This is a genomic window from Bradyrhizobium iriomotense (assembly GCF_030160715.1).
GTDB lineage: Bacteria > Pseudomonadota > Alphaproteobacteria > Rhizobiales > Xanthobacteraceae > Bradyrhizobium > Bradyrhizobium iriomotense.
This window is the reverse complement of sequence record NZ_BSOW01000007.1, coordinates 152941-172106: the sequence shown is the minus strand read 5'-3', so window position 1 is coordinate 172106 and position 19166 is coordinate 152941. Positions and strand designations below refer to the sequence as shown.

At 65.2% G+C, this 19166-nt stretch carries 14 protein-coding genes; 5 read left to right on the top strand and 9 right to left on the bottom strand.

Going from position 1 to position 19166, the window contains the following annotated elements:
• The first annotated feature begins 41 nt into the window (after window positions 1–41).
• Window positions 42–818: an SDR family oxidoreductase gene (locus tag QQL28_RS12460; RefSeq protein ID WP_284265364.1), complete on the top strand. Its 777-nt coding sequence runs from the start codon at window positions 42–44 to the stop codon at window positions 816–818.
• A 193-nt stretch (window positions 819–1011) separates the two neighbouring features.
• Here QQL28_RS12460 and QQL28_RS12455 read toward each other — a convergent pair whose 3' ends face one another.
• Together QQL28_RS12455 and QQL28_RS12450 are read right to left on the bottom strand one after the other, a co-directional pair.
• Window positions 1012–2562: an AMP-binding protein gene (locus tag QQL28_RS12455; RefSeq protein WP_284265362.1), complete on the bottom strand. Its 1551-nt coding sequence runs from the start codon at window positions 2560–2562 to the stop codon at window positions 1012–1014.
• A gap of 17 nt (window positions 2563–2579) precedes the next feature.
• Window positions 2580–3734, bottom strand: coding sequence for an iron-containing alcohol dehydrogenase (locus tag QQL28_RS12450; protein WP_284265360.1), 1155 nt, complete (start codon window positions 3732–3734; stop codon window positions 2580–2582).
• Between the two features lie 263 nt (window positions 3735–3997).
• Between QQL28_RS12450 and QQL28_RS12445 the strand changes: the two genes are divergently transcribed.
• From QQL28_RS12445 to QQL28_RS12435, 3 genes are all read left to right on the top strand, one after another.
• Window positions 3998–5197: an efflux RND transporter periplasmic adaptor subunit gene (locus tag QQL28_RS12445; protein ID WP_284265358.1), complete on the top strand. Its 1200-nt coding sequence runs from the start codon at window positions 3998–4000 to the stop codon at window positions 5195–5197.
• Entirely contained in the window at window positions 5194–8349 is a 3156-nt protein-coding gene (locus QQL28_RS12440; RefSeq protein WP_284265356.1) for an efflux RND transporter permease subunit, read from the top strand. Before QQL28_RS12445 ends, QQL28_RS12440 begins: the two co-directional genes overlap by 4 nt.
• A gap of 296 nt (window positions 8350–8645) precedes the next feature.
• Window positions 8646–9845 carry an ABC transporter substrate-binding protein gene (locus QQL28_RS12435; RefSeq protein WP_284265353.1) on the top strand — a complete coding sequence of 400 codons (1200 nt, stop codon included), beginning with the start codon at window positions 8646–8648 and terminating at the stop codon, window positions 9843–9845.
• A 174-nt stretch (window positions 9846–10019) separates the two neighbouring features.
• Here QQL28_RS12435 and QQL28_RS12430 read toward each other — a convergent pair whose 3' ends face one another.
• Genes QQL28_RS12430 through QQL28_RS12415 form a run of 4 tightly spaced genes read right to left on the bottom strand, consistent with a single transcriptional unit; the run spans window position 10020 to window position 14622 of the window.
• Window positions 10020–10409 carry an MAPEG family protein gene (locus tag QQL28_RS12430; protein ID WP_284265350.1) on the bottom strand — a complete coding sequence of 130 codons (390 nt, stop codon included), beginning with the start codon at window positions 10407–10409 and terminating at the stop codon, window positions 10020–10022.
• A 28-nt stretch (window positions 10410–10437) separates the two neighbouring features.
• Window positions 10438–11520 carry a lipocalin-like domain-containing protein gene (locus QQL28_RS12425; RefSeq protein ID WP_284265345.1) on the bottom strand — a complete coding sequence of 361 codons (1083 nt, stop codon included), beginning with the start codon at window positions 11518–11520 and terminating at the stop codon, window positions 10438–10440.
• Entirely contained in the window at window positions 11510–13972 is a 2463-nt protein-coding gene (locus tag QQL28_RS12420; RefSeq protein WP_284265343.1) for an FtsX-like permease family protein, read from the bottom strand. Before QQL28_RS12420 ends, QQL28_RS12425 begins: the two co-directional genes overlap by 11 nt.
• Window positions 13969–14622 (bottom strand): ABC transporter ATP-binding protein, encoded by a 654-nt coding sequence (locus QQL28_RS12415; RefSeq protein WP_284265341.1) that lies wholly within the window; start codon window positions 14620–14622, stop codon window positions 13969–13971. Before QQL28_RS12415 ends, QQL28_RS12420 begins: the two co-directional genes overlap by 4 nt.
• Window positions 14623–14781: 159 nt before the next feature.
• Between QQL28_RS12415 and QQL28_RS12410 the strand changes: the two genes are divergently transcribed.
• Window positions 14782–16125: an MFS transporter gene (locus tag QQL28_RS12410; RefSeq protein ID WP_284265339.1), complete on the top strand. Its 1344-nt coding sequence runs from the start codon at window positions 14782–14784 to the stop codon at window positions 16123–16125.
• 156 nt (window positions 16126–16281) lie between these two features.
• Here QQL28_RS12410 and QQL28_RS12405 read toward each other — a convergent pair whose 3' ends face one another.
• The 3 genes from QQL28_RS12405 to QQL28_RS12395 form a co-directional block, all read right to left on the bottom strand.
• On the bottom strand, window positions 16282–17490 hold the full coding sequence (locus QQL28_RS12405; RefSeq protein ID WP_284265337.1) for an MFS transporter: 1209 nt from the start codon (window positions 17488–17490) through the stop codon (window positions 16282–16284).
• A 202-nt stretch (window positions 17491–17692) separates the two neighbouring features.
• Window positions 17693–17860 carry a hypothetical protein gene (locus tag QQL28_RS12400; RefSeq protein WP_284265335.1) on the bottom strand — a complete coding sequence of 56 codons (168 nt, stop codon included), beginning with the start codon at window positions 17858–17860 and terminating at the stop codon, window positions 17693–17695.
• 184 nt (window positions 17861–18044) lie between these two features.
• Window positions 18045–19085 carry an MBL fold metallo-hydrolase gene (locus QQL28_RS12395; RefSeq protein WP_284265333.1) on the bottom strand — a complete coding sequence of 347 codons (1041 nt, stop codon included), beginning with the start codon at window positions 19083–19085 and terminating at the stop codon, window positions 18045–18047.
• Window positions 19086–19166 lie beyond the last annotated feature (81 nt).

The window sequence follows — 19166 nt, the reverse complement described above, 5'->3', positions numbered from 1 at the left end:
TCTACCGTCACGCTTAGCATCAAGACACGACCGGAGCCATCATGGATCTCGACATCAAGGGGTTGCGCGTATTGGTGACCGCAGGGGCGGCCGGCATAGGGCTTGCTATCGCCCGCCGCTTCCTTGCCGAGGGCGCAAGGGTGCATGTCTGCGATGTCGACGAGATGGCGCTTGCGGCGGTCGCGAACAGCGATCCCGCCATCACGCGCACGCAGTGCGACGTCTCTGATCGCGCCGCGGTCAAGACGATGTTCGACGAGGCGGTCCGCGTGCTCGGCGGGCTGGATGTGCTCGTCAACAACGCCGGCATCGCCGGCCCGACCGCGAAAATCGAGGAGATGAATCCGGAGGACTGGGACCGCTGCGTCGAGGTCTGCCTCACCGGCCAGTTCAACTGCACCCGGCTCGCGGTGCCGCTGCTCCGCGAGAGCAAGAACGCCTCGATCGTCAACATCTCGTCCGCGGCGGGAAAGGTCGGCTTCGCCATGCGTGCGCCCTATGCGGCGGCGAAGTGGGGCGTCATCGGCCTGACCAAATCGCTGGCGATCGAGCTCGGCCCCGACAAGATCCGCGTCAACGCCATTCTGCCCGGTCTCGTCGCCGGCGACCGCCAGCGCCGCGTGCTGGAAGCAAAGGCCCAGCAGCGCGGAATCTCCTACACCGAGATGGAGCGCATCGCGTTCTCCTACACCTCGATCAAGGACTACGTGACGCCGGAGCAGATCGCCGACCAGATCCTGTTCATGGCAAGCCCTCGCGGCCGCACGATCTCCGGCCAGGCCATCTCGATCTGCGGCGATACGCAGATGCTGGGGTGAGGCTGCGTCAACTGCCTGCCACGAACTCCACCGTCGTCCCGGCGAAGGCCGGGACCCATACCGCGGGATCCGTCAATCGCGGAAAGTAGGCATATCGAATGCCTATCTTCGCCAAACGACTGCCTGTGGTTATGGGTCCCCGGCCTTCGCCGGGACGACACCGAGTGTGTGGCGCCTGCTTGCGAGAAAGTCCTCACACAATCCTTGAAGTCTTGTTCCCCCAATAGCGATCCCGCAGCAGGCGCTTGTAGAGCTTGCCCGTCGGCAGGCGCGGCAACTCCTTTTCGAAATCGACCGAGCGCGGCACCTTTTGCCGCGACAGGGATTTGGCGCAGAACGCGATCAGCTCCTCGGCGAGCCCTGGCCCCGGCACCACACCTGGCATCGGCTGCACCACGGCCTTCACCTCCTCGCCGAGATCGGCATTGGGCACGCCGAACACCGCGGCGTCCGCGACCTGCGGATGGGTGATCAGCAGATTCTCGCATTCCTGCGGATAGATGTTCACGCCGCCCGAGATGATCATGAAAGTGGCGCGGTCGGTGAGATAGAGGAAACGGTCCTTGTCGACATAGCCGACGTCGCCGACCGTGCTCATGCTGCCATCGGCCGAGCGGGCTTCGTTTGTCTTCTCGGGATCGTTGAAATATTCGAACGCCGAGGCGGTCTTGAACCACACCGTGCCGGCGGTACCGGTCGGGCACTCCTTCATGTTCTCGTCGAGGATATGCAGATCGCCGAGCATGATCTTGCCGACGGTGCCGCGATGGGCGAGCCATTCTGCGGTGTTGCAGGCGGTGAAACCGAGACCCTCGGTCGCGCCGTAATATTCGTGGATGATCGGGCCCCACCACTTGATGATGTCCTCCTTCACCAGCGCCGGGCAGGGCGCCGCGGCATGGATCGCGATCTCGAGCGAGGACAGGTCGTGGCGCGTGCGCACCTCCTCTGGCAGCTTCAGCATGCGCGAGAACATCGTCGGCACGAGCTGGGTGTGGGTGATGCCCCATTTTTCCACGAGCTCGAGGTAACGCTCGGGATCAAAGCTCTCCATGATGATTACGGTGCCGCCCATGCGGATCGTCAGATTGACGGCGGCCTGTGGCGCGGCGTGATAGAGCGGCGCCGGCGACAGATAGACCATGCCCTCGCGGTAGTGCCAAAGCTTTATGAGAAAATCGAACAGCGGCATGTTGTGTCGCGGCGGCTCCTCCGGCAGCGGCCGCAAGATGCCCTTCGGCCGTCCCGTCGTGCCCGACGAATAGAGCATCGCCGTGCCCAGCCATTCGTCCGCGATCGGCGTCTTCGGCAGGCCTGCCGTCGCCTGCTCCAGCCCAACGATGCGATCGCTCTCGCCGGGTCCGTCGGCGACGACGCAGAGCTCGACCTTCGGACATTCCTTCAGCGCGTCGCGCGCGATGTCGAGCTTGGCCACCGAAGTGATCAGGATGCGCGACTGGCTGTTGGTCAGGATGTAGGCGAGCTCGGCCGCGGTGAGGAACGAGTTGACGCAAGTAAAATAGAGCCCGGACCGCTCACCCGCGCTGCAGGCTTCGAGATAGCGCGAATTGTTCTCCATGAAGATCGAATAGTGGTCGAGCCGCTTCAAGCCGTGCTTGCGAAACAGATGCGCCAGGCGGTTGCTGCGCGCATCGAGCTCGCGATAGGTGACGGTCTCGCCCGTGCCGGCCATGATGAAGGCGGGTTGCAGCGGGCGTAGATGGGCATGCGTACCTGTGTACATCAATCCTCCAGGGGCGATCAGGCGGCGAGAAGCAGGATTTCACGAATCTGGGCGGGACCATCGATCCTGCGCGGGTTGCGCGGCACCCAGGGCGTGCGCATCGCTTGCGCGGCGATGGCGTCAAAATGCTCCGGCGAGACGCGCATTTCGGAAAGGCTGCGCGGCATACCCAGCGAGCGGATGAAGGCGTCCAGCACGTCGGCGGCATTCTTGCCGGGAAAACCCATTGCCGCCGCGACGATCATCTGGCGCTCGGCATTGTCGGGCGCATTCCAGCGCATCACCGCCGGCAGCATGATGCAGGAGGTGTAGCCGTGCGGCACGTCGAAGGCCGCGCCCAGCACGTAACCGATGCCGTGGCTCGCGCCCATGGGAACGCCGGCGGCGAGCGCGCCCATCGACAGCCAGGTACCGAGCTGCGCGTCCATCCGCGCGTCGAGATCCCCGGGGTTGGCCTTCACCCGCGGCAGCGCATCGGCGAGCATAGCGAGCCCCTTCACCGATTGCGCGTCGGCATAGGGATGCGTCTCGCGCGAGCAGATCGCCTCGACGCAATGGTCGACGGCACGGATGCCGGTCGAGAGGAACAGCCATTCCGGCGTGTGCACGGTCATCGCGGGATCGAGGATCGTTGCGCGCGGCACCACCAGCGGGTGGCGCAGCATCTGCTTCACATGAGTGCTGCGGTCGGTGACCCCCGCGATGGCGCTGAACTCGCCGCCGGCGATCGTGGTGGGCACGCTGATCTGCCGCACGGTGGGCGCATTCATCTCGGGGTCAACCCCCCTGTGGACGCGGATGCGCTCGATGCCGTCGACATCGTCGATGCCGTTGGCAAGGCAAAGCTGCACCGCCTTGGCGCCGTCGGTGATCGAGCCGCCGCCGACGGTGACGATCAGGTCCGCCTTCACCTCACGCGCCATGTTCGCGGCCGCAATCACTGCTTCGCGGGGCGTGTGCGCCGGCATGGCGTCGAACAGGCCCGCACAGCGCGCGCCCAGCGCCTTTGTGATCTTCTGGATTTCGTCGGTCTGTCGGTTGAGCGTACCCGAGACCATCAGGAAGGCGTGGTTCGACCCCAAGCGATCCATCTGCGACAGAATGGCGCCTGCGGCCGGATGGCCGAACACAACTTCCTCGATCGCGCCGAAAACGACACGCCCTTGATGCACGCCTGCCCTCCCGGACAATTCGTCTTGTTTTTGTTCGATTAATCTAGCCGAGCGGCTGGCGTCCGTCATGTGCGAAGACGCTGGCATTGTTCTCCTTCTCCCGCGCCACCATCTCTCCGCAACCCCGCCACCTGGCTAGGGCGCGCCGCCAAAGATTTGGACCGTCCTTCGTCTTGAAGAGTTCATTATTGCAAACCATCTTGTGCCGCCTGCGGGTAGGCGGGTACCCTGTTTGCTCGCAGCCACCAAGGAAGGGGCAAGACATGAGCGAGCCGAAGCCGAGGCAGCATCCAGTCCGGCGGCAATCCGGGCCACGTCCCTTCCTCTCGGTTCTGGCGCTGACGGCTGCCGGCCTCCTCGCAGGCTGTGACAAGCCGGCCTCGCAGGCGGCAGCACCGCCGGCGCCCTCAGTCACTGTCGCTCAGCCGGTCAAGCGCACCGTCACCGACTGGGACGAGTTCACCGGCCGCTTCGAGGCGGTCGAGGAGGTGCAGGTGCGCCCGCGGGTCGGCGGCTTCGTCACCTCGGTCGAATTCCAGGATGGCGCGATCGTGCATGCCGGCGATCTCCTCTACGTGATCGACTCGCGTCCGTTCGAGGCGGTGGCCGAGCAGGCCGACGGCCAGCTCTCGGACGCGCGCGCCAAGGTGGAGCTTGCCAAGCGCGAGCTCGATCGTGGCCTGAACCTGGTGCAGACCAGCGCCGTCTCCGAGCAGGTCGTCGACCAGCGCCGCCAGGCCTTGCAGGCCGCGCACGCCGCCGAAATGCAGGCCGAAGGCGCGCTGAAGGCCGCCAAGCTCAATATCGAGTTCACCCATGTGGCCGCGCCGCTCACCGGCCGCGTCAGCCGCCATCTCGTCAGTCCCGGCAATCTCGTGCAGGGCAGCGACACCGGCACTTCGACGCTGCTCACGTCGATCGTCGCGCTCGATCCGATCTACATCTATTTTGACATGGATGAGGCAACTTTCATCAAGTACAGCAAGCTGTGGTTCGAGGGTAAGCGCCCGAGCTCGCGCGACACTGCAAACCCGGTGCAGGTGACGCTGGCCGGCGAGACCAAGCCGTCGCATGACGGCACCATCAACTTCCTCGACAACCGCCTCGATGTCTCGACCGGCACGCTGCGCAGCCGCGCCGTCGTCAAGAATACCGATCTCTCGATTCTGCCCGGGCAGTTCGGCCGTGTACGGCTGATCGGCAGTGCGCCCTACGAGGCGCTGCTCATTCCGGACGTCGCGGTCGCGACCGACCAGTCCCGCAAGATCGTCTTCGTGGTCAAGCCGGACGACACTGTGGAAGCACGTCCTGTAGTGCTCGGGCCGCTCGATGAAGGCCTGCGCGTGATCCGCGAAGGGCTGAAGGCGGAGGACCGCGTCATCGTCAACGGTATCCAGCGCGCTCGCGTCGGCGCCAAGGTCGCCCCGTCTCTCGCGCAAGCGCCGACTGGTGGCAAGTCATGAACCTCGGCCGTCTCTCCATCAACCAGCCCATCCTGGCGATGGTCCTGTCGATCGTGCTCCTGATCATCGGCGCGCTCGCCTACACCACGCTGCCGGTCTCCGAATATCCGCAGGTGGTGCCGCCGACCGTTGTCGTCACCACGCAATATCCCGGCGCCTCCGCGCAGACCGTCTCAGACACGGTTGCGGCGCCCATTGAGCAAGAGATCAACGGCGTCGAGGACATGCTGTATCTCTACAGCCAGGCGACCTCGAACGGCCAGCTCACGATCACCGTCACCTTCAAGCTGGGCACCGATCTCGACAAGGCCCAGGTGCTGGTGCAGAACCGCGTCGCGATCGCGCAGCCGCGTCTTCCTGAGGAAGTGCAACGCAACGGCGTCACTACGCGCAAGAACTCGCCCGACATCCTGATGGTCGTGTTCATGCTGTCGCCCGACGACACGTTCGACCAACTCTACATCTCCAACTACGCGCTGCTCCAGGTCCGCGACCAGCTCCTGCGGCTCGACGGCGTCGGCGACATCCAGATCTTTGGCGCGCGCGACTATTCGATGCGACTCTGGCTCGATCCCGACCGCATCGCCAATCTCGGCCTGACCTCGACTGAAGTGCTGGCGGCAATCCGTGCGCAGAACATCCAGATCGCAGGCGGCCAGATCGCGGAGCCGCCGATCACCGACCGCGCCTTCCAGCCGAACCTGACCTTCACGGGACGCCTGAAGGACCCCAGGCAGTTCGAGGACATCCTGATCAAGGCCGGATCGGAGGGCCGCACCGTGCGCTTGCGCGACGTCGCCCGCATCGAGCTCGGCGCGTTGGCCTACAGCACCAACAGCTTCCTCCTGCGCAAATCGGCGGTTGGCATGCTGGTCACCCAACGGCCGGGATCGAACGCGCTCGCGACCGCCAAGGGCATCTCCGACACCATGACGAAGCTGAAGGAGAGCTTCCCGAAGGGCCTCGACTACAATATCGGCTACAACCCGACTGAATTCATCGCGCAGTCCGTCCATGAGCTGATCAAGACCATCTACGAGGCCATGCTGCTCGTGGTCATCGTGGTATTGGTGTTCCTGCAGGGTTGGCGGCCGGCGATCATCCCGATCATTGCGATCCCGGTCTCGCTGGTCGGCACGTTTGCGGTGATGGCGGCGCTGGGCTTCTCCATCAACAATCTCACGCTGTTCGGCCTCGTGCTCGCCGTCGGTATCGTGGTCGATGACGCCATCGTGGTGGTCGAGAATGTCGAGCGTCATCTCGAGCACGGCCTGAGCCGGCGCGACGCTGCGCTCAAGACCATGGAGGAAGTCGGCGGCGCGCTGGTCTCGATTGCGCTCGTGCTGTGCGCGGTGTTCGTGCCGACGGCGTTCCTGGGCGGCATTTCCGGACAATTCTTCCAGCAATTCGCGGTGACCATTGCGGTTGCGACTGCGATCTCCTGCTTCTGCTCGCTGACGCTGTCGCCCGCTCTGGCTTCCCAGATCCTGGTGCCGCATGAGGAGAAGCGGCCGCCTGCCGCCTGGAATGTCATTGCGCGCGCCTGGGGCGCCTTCACCGGCGTATTCAACCGCGTGTTCGACCGGCTGTCGCATGGCTATGCCGGCGTCGCCAATTTCGTGATCCGGCATTCGTTGGCGATGCTGCTGATCTACGTCGCGCTGATCGGCAGTGCCGGCTGGCTGATCGCGACCACGCCGCAAGGCTTCATTCCCGCGCAGGATCGCGGCTACGTCATCGTCTCCGTGCAATTGCCGGGCGCGGCGTCGCTGGCGCGTACCACCGAGATCGTGCGCGAGATCGAGCGCATTGCGCTCGATACGCCCGGCATCGTCCGCGTTGCCGCCTTCGCCGGCTTCTCGGGGGCGACGCGCACGCAGGCCGGCAATGCGGCGGCGCTGTTTCCCGTATTCGAAGAGCCGGAGGTGCGCCTGAAGAAGGGGCTGACCGCAGGCGCGATCACGGGCGAACTGCGCAAGCGCCTTGCCGCGATCCAGGGCGCCTTCATTATCGTCATCCCGCCGCCGGCCGTGCCCGGCATCGGCACCGGCGGCGGCTTTACCATCCGCATCCAGGACCGGCAGGGCCGCGGGGCTGAACTGCTTGCAGCCGCGACCGACGAACTCGTCGCCGCTGCGCGCAAATCGCCGAATCTCACCTCGGTGTTCTCGCCGTTCACGGCCAACACGCCGCAGCTCTTCGTCGACATCGACCGCACCAAGGCGCAGAAGCTCGGCGTGCCCATCTCCAGCATCAACGACACGATCGAAACCTATTTCGGTTCGACCTATGTCAACGACTTCAACCTGTTTGGCCGCACCTACCACGTCACCGCGCAGGCCGACTTCCCGTTCCGGAAAGAACCAAGCGACCTCGCGCGGCTGCGCACGCGCAACGCCGCCGGCGACATGGTGATGCTCGGCAGCGTGGTCGATTTCCGCGACGTCTCCGGTCCCGACCGTGTCGCGCGCTATAATCTCTATGCCGCGTCCGAATTGCAGGGTGAGCCGGCCCCAGGCACGAGTTCCACCACCGCGCTCAACGCCATCAAGAGGCTCGCGGACGAGACCTTGCCCAGCGGCTTCACCTTCGAATGGACGGACCTGTCGTACCAGCAGGTCACCGGCGGCAATGCGGGCCTCTACGTGTTCCCGATCTGCGTGCTGTTCGTCTATCTCGTGCTCGCCGCGCAATACGGCAGCTGGTCGCTGCCGTTCGCGGTCATCCTGATCGTGCCGATGTGCCTGCTCGCCGCGACCATCGGCGTGCGCATCATGGGACAGGACGTCAATATCCTCACGCAAATCGGCTTCGTCGTGTTGGTGGGGCTTGCCGCCAAAAACGCCATCCTGATCGTCGAGTTCGCGCGCGACATCGAGCTCGAAGGCAAGCCGCGGCTGGAGGCGGTGATCGAGGCCTGCCGTCTGCGCTTGCGGCCGATCCTGATGACGTCCTTCGCCTTCATCCTCGGCGTGCTGCCGCTGGTGGTCTCGACCGGCTCGGGCTCGGAGATGCGCCAGGCCGTCGGCGTCGCCGTGTTCTTCGGCATGCTCGGCGTCACGCTGTTCGGCCTCGTCTTCACTCCGATCTTCTACGTGATCGTGCGCAACCTGGCCGATGGGCGCGGGAAGAAGCCGGCGGCTGCGGCGTGATCATTGGTCATTTGCCCTCGGCGCATCAACAATCACAGTGTCGTCCCGGCGAAGGCCGGGACCCCACAGGGAGTAGTTGTGGCGCGAGATAGGTAACCACGAGTCTTCTCCACAACTTCTCCCTGTGGTTATGGGTCCCGGATCGGCGCTCGTTACGCTCGCTTGTCCGGGACGACGAGTGCAGTTTGAGGAAGCACGCCCATACTAACGGCTGAGGCCGAAATGGATGGGCAGGGGCGGGGTTCTTCACTAGTATCCGCGCGATTTCAAAACAGAAAACTGCCGGGAGTTAAAATATGAAATCAGCACTTTTGGCCGCCGCGGCTGTGTCCGTGTTGCTGGCGGCGCCCGCCTTCGCGGAAAACGCCAATCAAGGCGTCAAGATCGGCATCCTCAACGATCAGTCCGGCGTCTATGCCGACTATGGCGGCAAATGGTCGGTCGAAGCCGCGAAAATGGCGATCGAGGATTTTGGCGGCGAGGTGCTGGGGCACAAGATCGAGCTCGTCACCGCCGATCACCAGAACAAGCCGGATCTCGCCACCTCCATCGCGCGGCGCTGGTACGACGTCGAGAACGTCGACATGATCACGGAGCTGACGACCTCCTCGGTCGCGCTTGCGATCCACGAGCTGTCCAAGGAAAAGAAGAAGATCGACATCGTCGTGGGCGCCGCGACCTCGCGCCTCACCGGCGATTCCTGCCAGCCCTATGGCTTCCACTGGGCCTATGACACCCGCGCGCTCGCGGTCGGCACCGGCGGTGCGCTGACCAAGGCCGGCGGCGACACCTGGTTCTTCCTCACCGCCGACTACGCTTTCGGCTACGCGCTGGAAAAGGACACCAGCGAGATCGTCACCGCCAATGGCGGCAAGGTGGTCGGCTCGGTCCGCGTGCCCCTTAACTCGTCGGACTTCTCCTCCTTCCTGCTCCAGGCACAGAGCTCCAAGGCCAAGATCGTCGGCCTTGCCAATGCCGGCCTCGACACCACCAACTCGATCAAGCAGGCCGCCGAGTTCGGCATCGTCACCGGCGGCCAGAAGCTGGCCGGCCTTCTGATGACGCTCGCCGAGGTCAACGGCCTCGGCTTGCAGGCCGCGCAAGGCCTCGTGCTCACCGAGGGCTATTACTGGGATCTCAACGACAAGACGCGCAACCTCGGCGAACGCTTCTTCAAGCGCACCGGGCGGATGCCGAGCATGATCCACGCCGGCACCTATTCGGCGACGCTGAGCTATCTGAAGGCGGTCAAGGCGGCCGGCACCAAGGATCCGGATGCAGTCGCCAAGAAGCTGAAGGAGCTGCCGGTCGACGACGCCTTCGCGCAAGGCAAGGTGCTCGAGAACGGCCGCATGGTCCACGACATGTATCTGTTCGAGGTCAAGAAGCCCTCGGAATCGAAGCGGCCCTTTGACTACTACAAGCTGCTCGCCACCGTCCCCGGCGACAAGGCCTTCTTCACCGCCAAGGAAAGCGGCTGCCCGCTGACGAAGTGAGGTGAGGCTCCCGCCACAAATCTGGTGTCGTCCCGGCGAAGGCCGGGACCCATAACCACAGGGAGATGTTGTGGCGCGAGATCGGAGTTACCGATCTTCGCCAAACCACATCCTGTGGTTATGGGTCCCGGCCTGCGCCGGGACGACGATGGTGATCGCGGTCGCTACCGCCCCTCACAGCACCAGCCGCCACAGCACCGCGACCAGCGCGCCGATCCACAGCGCGAAGCTGGCGACGGCCTGGATGGCGAAGCCGCGGCCGCGCTTGGCGGCTTCCTTCGAATAGCCGATGAAATAGACGACGCGGCCGATGATCCAGACCGCGCCGATCGCGGCCGCGATGGCGTCACTGATGTAGATCGCGAACACCCAGAGCGACGGCAAGAAGATCGGTATCCATTCCAGCGTGTTCATCTGGATGCGGAAGGCGCGCTCGAAATCGGGATGGCCCGACATCGCCGGTACCTTGACGCCGGTCTTCGCGCGCGACCGCGCGACGTTGATGCTGGTGAAGAAGCAGAACGCCACGGCCAGCAGCGTGACGAGCGCGGTGAGATGATACATCGCAAGGTCCCCTGAATTTGCCGGACGCTCAATAACCCGTCAGCTCGAGATAGCCAACGCCGTCATGGCTGCCGGAGAAGCTGATCGGGCCTTCCCAATAGGAAAAGCCGGTACCCATCCAGGCGGCGGGGTTGAGCGGCTTGCAGGTGATCGTGAACGACCGCGAAGGGATCGCGATCTGCCATTCCACCGGCAGCTTGCGCCCCGCGACCTCCGCCCATCCTTTCGGCGTCATCTGGATGTCGGCGGCAAAGATCTGCTGCGCGCGGCCATCGGGCAAGATCCAGTTGCCGAACGGATCGTCCTTACCGTCCTTTTGCCGCAGCCGATACAGCATCAGCTTGTCGCCGGAGGAAAGATGCAGCGACAGCCAGTCCCAGCCGGTCTGATCAGGATCGAGCGGCTGACTGCTCCATTCGCGGTCCATCCAGGCTTGCCCCGACACATCGACCGTCTTGTCGTCGATGACGAGACTGCCGCGCGCACGGAAGAATGGCTGGCTGTAATAATACGACGCCTGGCCGCGCTCGGACTTGCGGCTGAAGCCGGCATCGCCCTGCAACACCACCGGACGATCGGCCTGAAGCGTCAGCGCATAGTTGAAATCGGTGCTCGAGGCCTTCAGCGTCAGCGGCGCCAGCATGCGATCGTCGGTGCTGTCAGCGCCCTTCATCTCCCAGTCGTCGATCCAAGCGGCGAACGGCTTTGCGTCCACACCCGCCTGCCCGACGCCGCCGCGCGCGAACAGCTCGTTGAAGCGGTGGGTGTCGGCGCGGGTGACCGCGGCATGCCCCATCCAGAGCTGCTGATTGGCCCAGCCCTCGCGCTGCGGGCCGGCCTCGGTGGCCTGGCGAAACAGCGTCCATTGCAGGCCGCAAGCCGCGCCGCGGGCGTCGACGAGGTTCGCCGTGAGGTACCACCACTCGATGCGGAAGTCCGGATGCGGCCCGTGGTCGGCGGGGAAGGAAAACACCTTTCCAGGCGTGACGGGCGCAAACCCATCCGCGGTCTCGCCGAGACCGGCGTAGCCTTGTGCGAAGGCGCGGCGCGACAGCGCCATCGCGGCGAGACCGCCTGCAAATGTGCGCCGCGAGATTCGGTCAGCGCTCATTGGCAAATACCTTCACCAAATCCGCCGGCTGCATCCGCGCGAGCCGCGCTACCGGCAGCAACGCGGCGAGCAGCGAGGCGAGCAGCGCGACCGCGACGAGCTCCACCAGTTGCAGCGGAAACACGTGGAACGGCAGGCGCCAGCCGAACGCTTTCACGTTGACGATTGCAATCAGGCACCAGGCCACGATGAGTCCCAGCGGCAATGCCAATAGCGCCGTGAACAGCGCAACTGCCAGCGTCTTGGTCAGTTCGATCGCGGCAAGGCGCGACCGCGTGAGGCCGATCGCCCAGAGCGGCGCGAGCTGCGGCAGGCGCGAGTTGGCAAGCGTCAGCAGGCTGGTCAGTAGCGCAATGCCGGCGACACCGAGAGTAAAGGCGTTCAGCGCGCCGGTGACTGCAAAGGTGCGGTTGAAGATGCGGATCGACTCCGCCTTCACCGTCGCCTGGTCGGCGACGCTGCGATCGTCGAGGGCAAACTGCTTCTGCACCGCTGTGATCAGGCCGGGTATGTTGTCTCTCGGAACAATAAGTCCGATCCGCGTCTGCGGCGTTTGCGGAAAGCGCCGGATCAGCGCCGCAACGTTCACGGCGAGCTGTGCCTTGGGGTTACCGTAATCGGCATAGATGCCGGCGATGTCGAGCACCCAGCTGCCGCCCGGCGCGGGGATCTCGATGACGTCGCCGACGCGCAAGCCCAGCCGCCGGCTCAATTGCTCGCTGACGAAGGCAGCATTTCCGGGTACGAGCTGCGTCCAGGCGCGCGGCGCGGCTTCGAGCAGCGGCCAGCGCTCGCGATAGAGCGCGTGGTCGGGCAGGCCGAGCAGCTCGACCGGTTGTCCCTCCAGCTGCGTCTCCGCCCGTCCGCCGCTCAGGATCGCCTGCACCTCGCTGCGCTCGCGCAGCCAGCTTCGGATTGCAACCGCCTTCGCATTGTCGGGCGCGCTGATGTAGACGTCGGCGGCGAGGCGCCCGTTCAGCCAGGTGATGAAGGTACGGCTGAACGTTTCCACCATCGTGGAGACGCCGACATTGACGGCGAGCGCGAGCAGCAGCGCCATCAGTGCCAGCGACAGGCCTGAGAGCTGCTGTCGGCTGTCGGCCCAGAACCACAGCGCCAGCGGGCCTTTCGCGCGGCGCTGGCCAACGAGCAGGATGATCTCGAGCAGTGCGGGGAGGAAAAGCGCCGCGCCCAGCATCAACGCCGCCAGCACGGCAAACCCAGCGATCAGCGAATCGCCATAGCGCAACAGCAGCAGCGCGATTGCGAACACGGCGAGCGCAGCCGCGCCCTGCAGGACCAGCCAGCGCCGCTGCGCCTGTTGCCAGGCCTGCGGCTGCGCGGTCGCCAGCAGTGGCAGCCGCACTGCCTTGACCAGGCTGGTTGCGGCTGCAATCAGCGCGCCGACGATGCTGATGCCGATGCCGGCGAGCCACCATTCGCCGCGCAGCGAAAGCTGTCCCGGGATCTGCGCGCCATAGAGGCCGCGCAGCGATGCCGCGACATCCGGCAGCAGCGCCGCCGCGATGACATAGCCGCAGACAAGGCCCACGAGCCCCGCGGCGAGCGCCAGCACCACCAGCTCGATCACCAGCACGGTGTTGAGCATCCGCGCCGAGGCGCCGCAGGCACGAAGCGTGCGCAGCATCGGCAACCGCTGCTCGAAGGCGAGCCCCACGGCCGAATTGACGATGAAGAGGCCGACGAAGAACGATAGCAGGCCAAAGGCGGTGAGGTTGAGATGAAAGCTGTCGGTGAGGCGTTCGAGCTCGGTCTCCGCGCCCGGCTCGACCCGCTGCAAGCGGTCGCCGACGACGCTTGCGAGCGGCCCGGGCTTGCCCTTGGCCTTGCCGATCAGGAGCCGCGAGAGCTGGCCTTGCTTGCCAAGTAGCCGCTGCGCGACGCCGATATCGACCACCAGCACGTCGGGCACGAGCTGCGGCTGCGCGTGCAGCGGCGGCAATCTTGCGCCGCTGCTGATCTGCGGTGCCGCGCCTTCGGTCGCGTCGAGATCGGCGAGCGTCTCCGGCGCCACCAGTGTCTGGCCGGGCGGGGCGACGAAGGCGCGCAAATCGGACGCGCCGAGCCGCGGCGCGTTGCCGACCTCGGCCGGCAGCGTCACCGGCTCGATGCCGAGGAGGCGGAACGAGCGTCCGTTGATCTGGACGCGGCCCTCCACGACCGGGGAGACCGGCCAGCCGGCGCGGCTGAGCGCAACGAACAGGTCTTGCGAGAAGGTCGCAGCATCGGGCGCGACCAGCATCGGCGTGCGCACGCCGCCGAACATCGCCGCCGCGCGGTCATAGGCGTTGCGCGCCTGCTGGTTGATCGCCTGCACGCCGCTCCACAGCGCGGTCGCCGCGATCAGGCCGATCAGCAGCGTCGCGAGCTGCATCGGATGCCGCCGCCAATGGCTGAGTAGCACGGCGAGGATCCATAGCGCGCGCCTCATGTGATCCGCCCCGCATGCAGCGTGACGTGGCGGTCGAGCGTGGCTGCCAGACGCAGGCTGTGCGTCACCATCAGAAAGCCGCAGCCGGTGCGCGCCACGAGATCGCGCGTCAGGGCCAGGACGTCGTCGGCAGTCGCCTCATCGAGATTGCCGGTCGGCTCGTCCGCGAGCAGAAGTGACGGCTTGATCGCAAGCGCGCGGCCGATCGCGACGCGCTGCTGCTGGCCGCCCGAGAGCTGCTCGGGGTAGCGCCGCAACAGCTTGCCGAGGCCGAGCCGCTCGATCAGCTCGCCGTGCCAGGCGGCATCGTGCCGGCCGGCGATCCGCGCCTGAAACGAAAGATTATCCTCGACCGACAGGCTCGGGATCAGGTTGAACTGCTGGAAGACCAGGCCCAGCCGGTCGCGCCGCAGCGCCGCCCGCCCTGCATCCGGCAGCGCGGTCACCTCGAGGCTTTCGAGCATGATCTTGCCGCCGTCGGCGCCATCCAGCCCCGCGATCAGGTGCAGCAGCGTGCTCTTGCCGCTCCCGGATTCGCCGGTCAGCGCGACGCGTTCGCCAGCGCGCACGTCGAGATCGACGCCGCGCAGCACATGGACCGGCTCGCCGGCCGAGGAGAAGCTTTTCGAGAGGTTTTGAATGCTCAGCACGATGAATGGCGCCGCACGGAATTAACTCGAATGTTGCGTAGCACAGTTGATGCGGAAATGGCGGGGTTGCGTTGCCGTTCAAGCCGTTGTTAGCTCCCAAGACGGCTAAACAAGACGGCCAAATCAAAAGTGCCGAAAAACGACAAGACGGGGAGAGATATGAGCGCTCAGGGAACGCCCAAAGCGGCGGGCAGCACGACGGCCAAGGCAACGCCCAAGGAAACACCAAAGGGCGCCTGGACCGTCACCTTTCTCCTGTTTCTCTTCATGGTGGTGAATTTCGCCGACAAGATCGTCGTGGGTCTCGCCGGCGTGCCCATCATGACCGACCTGAAGCTCGAGCCGGAGCAGTTCGGCCTGCTCGGATCAAGCTTCTTCTTCCTGTTCTCGATCTCGGCCATCGTGGTCGGCTTCATCGTCAACAAGGTGGCGACGCGCTGGGTGCTCTTGACGCTGGCGGTGATCTGGGCGCTGGCGCAATTTCCGATGGTCGGCGCCGTCAGCTTCACCACGCTCCTGATTTGCCGCATCGTGCTCGGCGCGGGCGAGGGCCCGGCCTTCTCGGTCGCAGTCCACGCGATCTACAAATGGTTCCCGGACGAGAAGCGCGCGCTGCCGACCGCGATCCTGACGCAGGGCTCCGCCTTCGGCGTCATCCTCGCGGTGCCGGCGCTCAACTGGGTCATCGTCAATCATTCCTGGCACTACGCCTTCGGCGCGCTCGGCGTCGTCGGCCTGATCTGGGTCGCGGCCTGGCTCGCGCTCGGCAAGGAAGGGCCGCTGGAGGATACGCAGGCGCTGGCAGTCAGCGAGCCGAAGATCCCCTATCTCCAGCTTCTCACCTCGCGCACCTTCATCGGCTGTGTGGCGGCGACCTTCGGCGCCTATTGGGCGCTGTCGCTCGGGCTCACCTGGTTCACGCCCTTCATCGTCAAGGGGCTTGGCTTCTCGCAAACCGATGCGGGCTTCGTTTCGATCCTGCCCTGGGTATTCGGCGCCACCATCGTCATTCTTACCGGCTGGATCTCGCAGGTGATGATGGCGCGTGGGGTGACTACGCGGATCGCCCGCGGCGTTCTCGGCTCGGTGCCACTGGTGCTCGGCGGTCTGATCCTCGCGATGATGTCGCACGTGCAAGGTGCGGGCTTGCAGATCGCCGCGCTCGTGGTCGGCTCGGGCCTGTGCGGGGCGATCTACGTCGTCTGCCCGCCAATGCTCGGTGAGTTCACTCCGGCTTCGCAGCGCGGCGCCGTCATCGCGATCTACGGCGCGCTCTACACGCTCGCCGGCATCATCGCCCCGGTCGTGATGGGCAGCGTGATCCAGCGCGCCGGCTCGACGATCGACGGCTACATGACCGGCTTCACCATCAACGCCGTGGTCATGATCGGCTCCGGGGTGCTCGGCCTGCTGCTGCTGTGGCCGAACACGGAAAAGGCAAGGCTGACCCGCGGCACCGCCGCACAGGCCGGCGCACTGAAGGGCGTGGTGTCGCCGACGTAGTCGGCGCGCGCCTCAATCACCGTTGTCGTCCTGGCGAAGGCCAGGACCCATAGCCACAGGACAACGGAATTGGCACGCTGGTCGCCCCAGCGTGCTTCAACAACTGACATTCGGGGTAATGGTCCTGGCTTTTGCCAGGACGACGTCGGAGATGCGCTACTTGCTGCCTTCCGGCCGCCGCTCCGTCAGCAGCGACAGAAACACCGTGGCGACCATGAACGCCACCGACGCGCCGAACACCCAGTGCGGCGCATTCTGGTCCATGATCCAGCCGAACAGCAGCGGGCTGATGATGCCGCCGAGGTTGAAGCCGGTGGAGACGATGCCGAAGGCACGCCCCGCGGCGCCCGCAGGCGCCGCATTGCGCACCAGCATGTCGCGCGAAGGCGCGATCACGCCGGAGAGGAAGCCGGCAATTGTCATCGCAACGGTCAGCAGCAAGCCGGGCAGTGCGACGAGCGCAATCAGGAGAACGATCGCGGCGTTCGCGGCGAAACAGGCGGCAGCGAGCTGGCCATGGCGTTCGGTGCGGTCCGCGAGGAGGCCGCCCGCGAGCACGCCGACTGCGCCTGCCCCCAAAAATGCCGTCAGCGCGACATTGGCGGTGGAGTAGGAGGCGGCATAGCCGCTCATCAGCGCGACCACGCCGAAATTGTTGATGCCGGCAGCCGACAGGTTGAGCAGCATGAACAGCGCGGTCAGCATGATCAGCGCCGGCGTGATCACCGCCTGTTTTGGTGCGGTTTCGTTTCCCGGCTTCTTCCTGTGCGCGCCGGCGTCGGGAATGTTCATCACGATGAGCAGAAGCGCGCAGAGCACGCCGATCGCGCCCGATGCGATCAGCGCGCCGGTGCCGCCCGAGACCGTGACGAGAGCGGCGACGATCGCCGGTGCCACTGCGCCACCGAGATAGCCGGCGAAGGTGTGAACCGAGAAGGCGCGGCCCATCCGCGCCTCGTCCATGTGCTCGGCGAGGATCGCGTAATCGGCTGGATGATAGACGCTGTTGGCAAGCCCGAGCAGCACCGCGCAGATGATCAGCGAGGCGTAGCTCAGATGCAGGCCGAGCAGCACCAGCGACAGCCCGCCGATCACAAGCCCCGTCAGCAATATTTTTCGCGCGCCAAAATGGTCGACGAGGTAGCCGGTCGGCGCCTGCGTCAGGCCGGACACCACCGCAGATACGGTGAGTGCGAAGCCGAGCTCGATATAGCCGACGCCGAGCTGGCTTTTGAGGAACGGAAACAGCATCGGCAGGACCAGCAGATGGAAATGGCTGACCCAATGCGCGATCGAAATACCCGTCAGCGTGCGCAGCGCGCTGTCGGTCTTCCCCTGTTGCGGTGCGGCGAGAACGTCGGCCATCGCAGTTCCGTTTCACTCCCTTTGCGGGAGCGCAAACTATCGGCGCGAGCGGTTATTTGTCCATGAATGCCGGCGCATGGCAGGTAGTGCGGTGTGGGTAAGGAGGCGTGATGCCTCCCCAATGTGGTTTTGGCGAAAGCCAGGACGACGGCGGAGAACGTTGCTAGCGCGTGCGTTCAAAGCCCGCACAGCATTCCACCGCTCACAGCGGTTCGTCGTCGTTACCGTAGCGATCACGCTTCGGTGTGGCGATGTCGCCGTCATCGTCATCGTCATCGTCATCGTTGTCGGTGTCGCGTGGCGGCGGTGGCTTCTTCGCCTTGTCGTCGGCCTTCTTGGGCGGTTCGATCGTCTTGCCGGTCTTGGCCATGGCTGTATCCGGATGGTGATGCGTCATCGATCCCATAGCGCGATGAGATCGGGACGAATCGTCATCGCGCCAGGTCTAGGTTTGAGCATGATCTTTTCGGAAAACCACTTCGCACTTTTCCGGATCATGCTCTAGCCGGAACATGTGGGCGGTTTCTGACGTATCTCAAGCCGCGACGAGGACGTCAGGTCCGCACCACCGGCCCGCCCGCCTTCTTCCAGGCGTCGATGCCGCCGGCGATATGCGCGGTGTTGGCGAGCCCGGCCTGTTTCGCGGCCGCAACCGCCATCGCCGAGCGCTCGCCGAAGGCGCAGAAGAACAGGACGCGGCGGCCGGTGGCGGCCGCCACCTCGCGCAACATGCCGCCGGGCTTCAGGCTCTCCTCGATCGACGGATAGGGCGCATGCAGCGCGCCCTCGAGCATGCCGTGCTTGGCGCGCTCATTAGTCTCGCGCAGATCGACCAGCAGGATGTCGGGCCGGCCGAGTGCGCGGATGGCGTCGACGGCGCTCAGCGCGCGGCCTTCCTTCTCCAATTCCTCCTGATGCAGGCCGACATGCATGTTGGCTGGCACTGCCACATCCATCATCTTCGGATTGGGCAGCTTCAGATTGGCCATCAGCTCGATATATTCGTCGACCGAGCGCACCTGGAGGCGCGGATTGTAGCGCTTCTCCTCGCCGATGGTGGAGACGGTGTCGCCCTTGTAGTCATGCGCGGGGAAGACCAGCGTCTCCTCCGGCAGCTTGAGCAGGCGATTGAAGATCGAATCGTATTGTGCGCGCGAAGAGCCGTTCTGGAAGTCGGTGCGGCCGGTGCCGCGGATCAGCAGCGTGTCGCCGGTGAAGACGCGGTCGCCCATGAGATAGGAGTAGGAATCGTCGGTGTGGCCGGGCGTGTACATCACGTCGAGCGACATGCCTTCGATCGTCACCTTGTCGCCGTCGGAGACCCGCATCGCCACCACGTCGGCTTTGCTCTGGTCGCCCATGATGGTCATGCAGTGGGTGCGGTCGCGCAGCTCGCCGAGGCCGGTGACGTGGTCGGCATGCAGGTGGGTGTCGACGGCCTTGACCAGCTTGAGGTCGAGCTCGCGCAGCAATTGGCAGTAGCGGTCGACCTTCTCCAGCACGGGATCGAGGATCAGCGCCTCGCCGCCGGCGCGGCTGGCCAGCAAATAGCTGTAGGTCCCCGAAACGCTGTCGAACAATTGGCGAAAGATCATGGCAGACCCCGGCACGAGGTGATTACAAATCATACTACGATGCCGGGCTGAAAGAGAAGTAATTCACTGCATGATGGGGAA

Coding starts and splice junctions, on each gene's coding strand:
- QQL28_RS12420 (WP_284265343.1), bottom strand. CDS start 13,972: ATGAGGCGCGCGCTATGGATCCTCGCCGTGCTACTCAGCCATTGGCGG.
- QQL28_RS12400 (WP_284265335.1), bottom strand. CDS start 17,860: ATGGCCAAGACCGGCAAGACGATCGAACCGCCCAAGAAGGCCGACGAC.
- QQL28_RS12410 (WP_284265339.1), top strand. CDS start 14,782: ATGAGCGCTCAGGGAACGCCCAAAGCGGCGGGCAGCACGACGGCCAAG.
- QQL28_RS12430 (WP_284265350.1), bottom strand. CDS start 10,409: ATGTATCATCTCACCGCGCTCGTCACGCTGCTGGCCGTGGCGTTCTGC.
- QQL28_RS12435 (WP_284265353.1), top strand. CDS start 8,646: ATGAAATCAGCACTTTTGGCCGCCGCGGCTGTGTCCGTGTTGCTGGCG.
- QQL28_RS12440 (WP_284265356.1), top strand. CDS start 5,194: ATGAACCTCGGCCGTCTCTCCATCAACCAGCCCATCCTGGCGATGGTC.
- QQL28_RS12405 (WP_284265337.1), bottom strand. CDS start 17,490: ATGGCCGACGTTCTCGCCGCACCGCAACAGGGGAAGACCGACAGCGCG.
- QQL28_RS12425 (WP_284265345.1), bottom strand. CDS start 11,520: ATGAGCGCTGACCGAATCTCGCGGCGCACATTTGCAGGCGGTCTCGCC.
- QQL28_RS12455 (WP_284265362.1), bottom strand. CDS start 2,562: ATGTACACAGGTACGCATGCCCATCTACGCCCGCTGCAACCCGCCTTC.
- QQL28_RS12395 (WP_284265333.1), bottom strand. CDS start 19,085: ATGATCTTTCGCCAATTGTTCGACAGCGTTTCGGGGACCTACAGCTAT.
- QQL28_RS12460 (WP_284265364.1), top strand. CDS start 42: ATGGATCTCGACATCAAGGGGTTGCGCGTATTGGTGACCGCAGGGGCG.
- QQL28_RS12445 (WP_284265358.1), top strand. CDS start 3,998: ATGAGCGAGCCGAAGCCGAGGCAGCATCCAGTCCGGCGGCAATCCGGG.